This is a genomic window from Thermoplasmatales archaeon (assembly GCA_026127925.1).
Taxonomy (GTDB): Archaea; Thermoplasmatota; Thermoplasmata; order Thermoplasmatales; family Thermoplasmataceae; genus JAKAYB01.
On sequence record JAJSLM010000004.1, the window covers coordinates 153,902 to 160,495 of the forward strand.

Annotated in this window: 8 protein-coding genes; 3 read left to right on the forward strand and 5 right to left on the reverse strand. The window is 39.2% G+C overall.

Going from position 1 to position 6,594, the window contains the following annotated elements; translation table 11 throughout:
• Positions 1–27: 27 nt before the first annotated feature.
• Positions 28–597, forward strand: a complete 570-nt coding sequence (locus LVQ96_05480) for an NAD(P)H-dependent oxidoreductase (protein ID MCW6170603.1) — start codon at positions 28–30, stop codon at positions 595–597.
• 268 nt (positions 598–865) lie between these two features.
• Here LVQ96_05480 and LVQ96_05485 read toward each other — a convergent pair whose 3' ends face one another.
• The 3 genes from LVQ96_05485 to LVQ96_05495 are packed head-to-tail and all read right to left on the reverse strand — an operon-like array spanning position 866 to position 3,146.
• Positions 866–1,348 carry a sulfite exporter TauE/SafE family protein gene (locus LVQ96_05485; GenBank protein ID MCW6170604.1) on the reverse strand — a complete coding sequence of 161 codons (483 nt, stop codon included), beginning with the start codon at positions 1,346–1,348 and terminating at the stop codon, positions 866–868.
• 9 nt (positions 1,349–1,357) lie between these two features.
• Positions 1,358–1,705, reverse strand: a complete 348-nt coding sequence (locus LVQ96_05490; protein ID MCW6170605.1) for a DsrE family protein — start codon at positions 1,703–1,705, stop codon at positions 1,358–1,360.
• Between the two features lie 43 nt (positions 1,706–1,748).
• Positions 1,749–3,146 carry a YeeE/YedE family protein gene (locus LVQ96_05495; protein ID MCW6170606.1) on the reverse strand — a complete coding sequence of 466 codons (1,398 nt, stop codon included), beginning with the start codon at positions 3,144–3,146 and terminating at the stop codon, positions 1,749–1,751.
• A gap of 119 nt (positions 3,147–3,265) precedes the next feature.
• Here LVQ96_05495 and LVQ96_05500 point away from each other — a divergent pair, with 119 nt between their 5' ends.
• Complete coding sequence (locus LVQ96_05500; GenBank protein ID MCW6170607.1) at positions 3,266–3,892, forward strand: hypothetical protein; 627 nt, start codon at positions 3,266–3,268, stop codon at positions 3,890–3,892.
• Between the two features lie 294 nt (positions 3,893–4,186).
• On the opposite strand, the gene LVQ96_05505 is transcribed toward LVQ96_05500, so the two are convergent.
• Both LVQ96_05505 and LVQ96_05510 read right to left on the reverse strand, forming a co-directional pair.
• Positions 4,187–4,465 (reverse strand): hypothetical protein, encoded by a 279-nt coding sequence (locus LVQ96_05505; protein ID MCW6170608.1) that lies wholly within the window; start codon positions 4,463–4,465, stop codon positions 4,187–4,189.
• A 211-nt stretch (positions 4,466–4,676) separates the two neighbouring features.
• The gene (locus LVQ96_05510) at positions 4,677–4,979 is read right to left on the reverse strand and encodes a hypothetical protein (protein MCW6170609.1); all 303 of its coding nucleotides are present in this window, start codon (positions 4,977–4,979) and stop codon (positions 4,677–4,679) included.
• Between the two features lie 518 nt (positions 4,980–5,497).
• Here LVQ96_05510 and LVQ96_05515 point away from each other — a divergent pair.
• Positions 5,498–5,965, forward strand: a complete 468-nt coding sequence (locus LVQ96_05515; GenBank protein ID MCW6170610.1) for a chromate resistance protein — start codon at positions 5,498–5,500, stop codon at positions 5,963–5,965.
• The last annotated feature ends 629 nt before the right edge of the window (positions 5,966–6,594 follow it).

Consider the following 6,594-nt stretch of genomic DNA (forward strand, 5'->3'; position numbering starts at 1 on the left):
ATTAGTACCTTTCAATGAAAGGAAACAATGACAGATAAAGTAAAAATTACAGGTTTTGGCGGAAGCCTGAGAAAGAAATCGTTCAACAGAGCGTTGCTCTCGGAATGCACAGCATTAATGCCCGGGAATTCTGAGCTTAAAATCTTTGACATCTCTAAGATACCAATATACAATCAGGACGATGAAATCGATCTTCCTAAGCCTGTAAAAGATTTCAAGGATGCGATAAGGTCTTCCGATGCTGTTCTGGTCGTAACGCCGGAGTACAACTATTCGATCCCAGGGTTCCTGAAAAATGCCATAGATTATGCCTCTAGACCTGCAGACGATAATGTGTTTAAACACAAACCCGTTGCTCTTATGAGCGCATCCGTTTCAATTCTTGGTGGATCAAGAGCACAGTACCATCTTAGGCAGGTCTTCGTTTTCTTAGATTCCTTTGTAATAAACAAGCCTGAGGTTTTTGTGACACTTGCAAGTACAAAATTTGACGAAAATCTAAAACTGATCGATGAAGCGGCCAAAGGCTTTATGAAACAGTTACTGCAGAATCTAGTTTCCTTCACCAACGATCTTAAGAATATGGAAAATAAGTAATCAACAGCACCCGTACCCATTTCCTACTTCGCCAGTGCCGTCACAATCTTCACATTCCTTCACAGCATTTTCCGCTCGAACAAAACCAGAGCCACCACAGTTCCTGCATTTCATAATTAGATATATATTAAGCCCTTAAATGCCTATTCATGTTCCCAAGTGCCAACGTAAAATTCTCTATAAATGCAAGACCACACCGTAATTCTGGTATATTATGTATATCGCAACAACGATAACGATTATTGCGAATATCTGTGTGAGCCTTCTCTTAGGTACCCTGCTTGCATATCTCGCACCGACCAACGGTTATGCCTGTGAGTATGAGGATTATATAAGATTTAGAGACCTTCCTCTCTCTTTCCGATATGTCTACGCACTTCCTCTTGAGCATGTATAGAGCTATGGCGATCATGAGGAAGCCGAAGAAGAACAGGAGGAAGGTACCGGGGGTGAGAAGACCGAGTTCCGATCCTGCCAGTACACCGGCTATTCCCGGAACGGTGAAGATCACTCCTGTCCGGTAGTTGACGTTCTTCTTAAGGGTGTGGGGTATAAGGTTGAGATATGCATTGATGCCGACAGCAAGTGCTGTCGTGCCTATGACGAGGTGCGGGTGATCGTACCCGACGAAGTATATCAGTAGCGGTATTGCGAGGATCGATCCGCCTCCACCGATGAGACCGAGGGAGAAACCGACGAGTATTCCTGATATTATTGAGAGAATTATCTGAAGATCTGTTATCGGATACATTTCGATGGCCTAGAATGTTATTACCGTGTATCCGTCTTCTATCCTGGAGTTTGTCTCAACGCCACCGAGAACCAGATCGATTCCTGGAAAGATATCATCCTCGGTTAAGCCTTCGCCTGCCATGCTTATCTTGCATATCTTCAACGGTATGCCTTCGTTCCTGAGCATGTTGATCTGATCTTCGAACTGGGGAGAACTCTTCTGATGCCTGTTCGCAGCCTGGACTCCCCTTCCGAGGAAGAGGAATTCGACATTGGCCTTTGCATTCTTAACCGCGTTAAATGCAAAGCTGAATGCAACCATCTCGGTGTTTATGTTGTCTTTCCCTGTGATCAGCATTACGAGTATTTTGGACATTTCTTATCACCATCTTTTATTGTTCTCTTGTAAATAGCAATTTTTATTTTGTGTATCCCCATGAGTTAATTTTCATATGCATGAAGTATCTAAGCATTATCCATGCTCCAAGAAGAACAAATATCATAAATACGAAGCTTGACACTGCCATTTGAATATCTCCACTGAGAATATGACCCGAAGCACATCCATTAGCCATTCTCGCTCCGAATAGTACCATAAATGCTCCAACGAATGCACCAATAGGTCTGTACTTTGGATCATGGCTTCTACTCCATATCTTTGGCACCTGCGGTTTAAAACCCATGTATCTTCTGGATATAAGAGTAGCCGCAATCAAACCTCCAAGAAATGAGCTTAAATCTGTAAAAGGTTCCCAACCAATTTCACTAAAAGGAAGATTAACTGCCACTCCATTAACAATGTGAAGACCACCAAATAATTGGAAATATGCATTCGATGCTGCCCAAGTTGGATTCACCAGATAGGACAACTGAGCTCCTATCCATGAAAATGTTGTTGATTCCCCAAATATCTGATGTAATATTATTACCGCCACAGCCGTAATTGTGAAAGCGAGACCTAAAGGAATTGTCATTCTTGCGTTTTCTGTACTGCTTTCATTGATAAGTCTAGTCAAGTATTTATTTGCTTTCGGATATTTTTCGAAGTCTTCGTTTATCACCAAATCAAAAGTTATCTTATTCTTACTTTTCCCAAGCATATGGTAACCGCAAGAATTTTTTACTTTTGTCCTTGGATATCTAGGGAGAAGAAGAAATACGGCAATTAGAATTATTCCAAATATTAGACTGACCAAAAACACACCTATTTTACTTGTTATCCCAAATATTGATGCCCATGTAATTGGTCCAAAATTTAAAGTATCCCAGAAGAACCATTTTACGTTTCCAAATATTACAGACCAGGTGAATGCGCCTAACAGTCCACCCAAAGCCGCATATATTGCATCTCTTCTTCCCTGTCCAAGTGCTATCCAAATAGTTCCTGGAAAATAACCTGCGAGTCCAACTCCTGCTCCGAATATAAGTCCACCAATCACAATTCCAGGAACGAAGAAATCTTTAATTCCAAAATTTGGATGCGTAATCAGAGCCACAAGGTAGAGCAATATTGCACCGACACCTATTGCAAAACCAAAACATACCATTAAAAATCTGTCTTGAAAAGCCATAACTCGAAACAGTGTATCTGGATCGGTGAAATTCCACAACTCCAATGGTATGGCGAGAGGGAGTGCTACAATTAGTCCAAGCAGGAGAGGCGCCTTTGTTTGGTGGAAAACATACTGCATTATTATACCGGCAATTAATAACGATAGCGCAAGAATCAAAAGAGCATAAACGGCTTTCCAAAATATGTATTTGTCTTTCTTGAATGATTTATCTTCAACATTTTTATTAGTAATATTTTCAGTCATAACTTTTCACTAACAAATAAGAAGAAAATAATATTTGAATGTATTCATTAAAATACCGAAATGCAAGTATTTTAGGAAACGTTGCACAAAATTTATACATTTGTGTATAATAAACAAAAGTGGTTGAGAATTTTGGTATTGCAATTTTAGATCAAGAAGGAGAATACGTTTTAAAGCCATTTTTCTCAGACATTCCTAAGATTTCGAAATTAATAATAATATGTGATTCAAAGATAGAATATAATGATTCAAAGCGCGAAATTATCAATTTCCTCAAATTAAAAGCGATAAAATCTGAATTTATTGAGATTAAAGATGTGGGTAACTTTTTTCAGATATTTCTTGTTCTACAGAAGATTTGTAAGTATAAAAATAAGCCAACATGGGTTAATATATCTTGTGGGTCAGGAATAGGGGTTTCGGCGCTAACCATTCATGCATATAACGAAGATATTTTGATGATAGTTTATGATAAATATAAAGATTCAACTACTGTGATCAATGTCAAAAAATTGAAGAAAGTTAACATATACAAAGGCCCTTATATGAAGCTAATGAAAGAAATGTCGACTAATGGAAAAACAATTGAAGAACTTTCCATTTCGTTGAACATAACAAACTCAGCTACTTCAAGAAGACTAAAAAACCTTTTACTGTTTGGATTAATCATTAGAAACGGAACAGGAAAAAGAAACTACCCATATGTTCACTTTTTGACAGAATTTGGTAAGCTATTTCTGACATAAGTTTGTATTTTAGCTGTTTCGAATGGAAGCTTATTGATTGAACTGAAGATCTTAACACATAATCTGTTTGTGGCATTAGAGATTTATATTAGAAAAAAATCGAGAGAAATCAAGAAAATTCTAGTTAATTGAAATAGAACGCGACATAACGACCAGATTTCCCTGCTTTTATCACCACGATACCTTATAAGGTACCTCAAGGAGGTCCTTCTGTTTTCTTACTCTTTCCAGATCGCTAATATTTCCACTGTCGTCTACCACAATATGCAGTTCCTCCGGTTTCAGCAGCATTTTCTACACTGAGTACCTCTTCATGAGGTCTGAGGACATCGTCCCTTTCAGGAGTTCTCTCCTTATTATCCGCGTTATAGAGAACACTAACAGCAGTTCTCTCAGGATCGTTTCCTTGTGCGTCCTCATGGGGAATGTGCCTAGATCCGCCGTCAATTCTCGGAATGCTTTCCTAATGCCGTAGCGATTACGGTATATTGAAAGGCATTCCAGCGGTGTATAATCACCCGCTGTAGACGAGGAGAAATCTTCCCATTCGTTTTTATGCAGCGGATATGGCATTGTTCCTTTCCTTTATTATGATCTTCCTATTCACTATCCTCCAAGTGAGTGTTTTCATAGGAGAAGAAACGATGATCGATTATGATTCCGATCCTGAGGATAGGGGTAATATGCTTTCAACAGTTCTTTTCAGAGTATCAACATCGTGGATGCTTCCGCTTTAGATTTCGAAGAAGAGCGGGATCATCCTTGTCTGTCCATTAACAAGACCCTAGTTCAAATGCTCAAGTTCCCGGTGAACCTTTGCATGGCCGTATTCCAGAATCTCCGCCGATAAATATGATGGAAAGGATGTTGTGTCGTACAGTAAAGGGACATATGGATTGAGACTTGAGGTGAGATCGGAAGAAAACTGCCTGAAGAGATTTGAAGAGCCCATCTTGTCCATGAGTTCGGATCCCCTCTGGTCTTTCAGCCTAATCTTCATTTTCTGCAAAAGAGAAGTGCCTTCAAGGCATGTACCTATGGAAGATCTCTGAAGCGGACGTACGATCTTCGATACTGCAATTGCCATAATCTCCATAACCACCTTATCAATGAGATGCTTCTTCAGCATGTTATTGATACCAATTTTCTAAACGACCTTCATCGGGAGAATTAATGGTCCATGGATAGGCTCCTCCTTGGAAGAACGCTCTTAATCTTTCTTACACCGCCAGTCTCTTGCTTTCCGACTTACTTGTAATGGTAGCTGGTGCCCCTTATCCTTGGATTATAGTATGAAACATGATCATAAATGTACGTTTTGCTTTTGATGTTCTTCTTTATGGGCTGATTCTTTGACCTAACGGTGGTAAAAATCAGGGAGGTTAGGTTACTATAGTTTCAGTTAATTCAGGTCATTTTTGAAATTTCTTTTATAGGTCTATTTTGAAATGATTTGTGTCAAAAGGACATGCGATGGTTGATCGAAAAAGAAAGTGTAAAAATGAAACACGTGAACAACTTTCCACTTTACTCCTGCGTGGCCTTCCATTGATTCCTAAGACCGCATAGTCGGAATAATTTTATGCTAATAATCGATAACTTATTATGAAGTGGATAACAAGGGAAAAAGCAAAAGTTGACAGGATTGCTTGTCCATGGCTTATATCAAGATTTGTTGATAAGGAATCTGTATTTTTGTTCGTAGCTAAGGATAAAGTCCTTGAAATATCAAAGGAAGAGGGAGCCATTCCCTTCGATACACCTGGGGCCGAGCTAACACATTATAAAGAGAATGGAAAAGAGTATGTCAGTTTTGATTCGATAATAAAGAAGTACAATTTGAAGGACCCTGCACTGCTTGAACTTGCGAAAATAGTTCGGGGAGCCGATGCATCAATACCAGATACCCCGCCAGAATCTGCTGGTTTAGAAGCTGCTGCATTAGGATTCAGAAATATTGCGAAAGATGATTTCGAAAACATGAGACTACAGTTTCCTCTCTACGATGCACTCTATTCATATTGTAAACAAAGAATTGAAAAAAATGCTAAACTTGAACACTCCATTAAGTAGATAGCAACAGCCTCCACCGCTTACACGATAGTTTCCAGATTCGGCGACATGATTTGCCTTGGTGAGTATCGATACGATCTCTATAAATATAGACAAAGAGGCGTTTCTCTCACATTCATATCTTCTTCAAGTCTTTCCATGATTTTTTCGTTCTATGTCTATTCTTTCATTCGAATAACGATCAACATTAAGATCGAATTCATTGCAGTGGTATTTGAGACCGTAAATCAAGGAGGAACCAAGCAGTACACTTTTCTGCATTAAGACTCTTTATGAACTCATCTATGTCCTCTCTGTCGTATCCAGGTCTTCCGTTTTATCAGTATCTCTGCTTACAAACTCAACTGAAGACACAAACCCGATTGGTTCAAATCCCAGATCTACGGATTAGAGGAGATCCAACCGTTAAGTTCGTGTCTCATCATTGCAATAAAACTTTAAATTTTATCAATTCCTGAATGATGTTGATCTTATGCTCATGACAATGTCAGGATTTTACTAATCCACAGACTCACATTTGTGTTTCTAAGCCAATTTTTTCGGCCACTGCTTTCAGTTCCCTATCTGCGGTAAAGAAAACTTCTCCTTCTGCTTCAACACACGTTTGAAGTTGCACGGCATCCACAATG